Source organism: Sphingomonas sp. Leaf10 (assembly GCF_001421245.1).
In the GTDB taxonomy this organism is placed as follows: Bacteria; Pseudomonadota; Alphaproteobacteria; order Sphingomonadales; family Sphingomonadaceae; genus Sphingomonas.
Window position 1 is genome coordinate 19653 of sequence record NZ_LMKE01000030.1, and the last position, 656, is coordinate 20308.

Sequence of the window (656 nt, forward strand, 5' to 3'; positions counted from 1 at the left end):
TCTCAAACCCAGCGAACGCGACCCTTCGGTGCCGGTGCGGCTGGCCGAACTGTTGCTGGAGGCGGGCGCTCCGCAAGGCATCCTGCAGGTCGTGCACGGCGACAAGACGGTGGTCGATGCGATCCTCGATCATCCGGCGATCGGCGCGGTCAGCTTCGTCGGATCGAGCGACATCGCCCATTATGTCTACAAGCGCGGCGTCGCGGCGGGCAAGCGCGTGCAGGCGATGGGCGGGGCCAAGAATCACGGCATCGTCATGCCCGACGCCGATCTCGATCAGGTCGTCGCCGACCTGGCCGGCGCGGCATTCGGGTCGGCGGGGGAGCGGTGCATGGCGCTGCCCGTCGTTGTCCCGGTCGGCGACAAGACCGCTGAGCGCCTGCGCGAAAAGCTGATCCCCGCGATCGAAGGGTTGCGGGTCGGCGTATCGACCGATACCGACGCGCATTACGGCCCGGTCGTCAATGCCCAGCACAAGGCGCGGGTCGAGGGCTGGATCGCCAGGGGCGTCGAGGAAGGCGCCGAACTGGTCGTCGACGGACGCAGGTTCAGCCTGCAAGGGCATGAGCGCGGCTTCTTCATCGGCCCGACGTTGTTCGACCATGTGACCCCGCAAATGGAATCGTACCGCGAGGAAATCTTCGGCCCGGTGCTCC

Annotated in this window: 1 protein-coding gene; it reads left to right on the top strand. The window is 67.2% G+C overall.

Annotation, left to right across the window (positions count from 1 at the left end; translation table 11 throughout):
• On the top strand, positions 1-656 hold a 656-nt coding region (locus tag ASE59_RS15045), incomplete at both ends, for an aldehyde dehydrogenase family protein (RefSeq protein ID WP_235515803.1).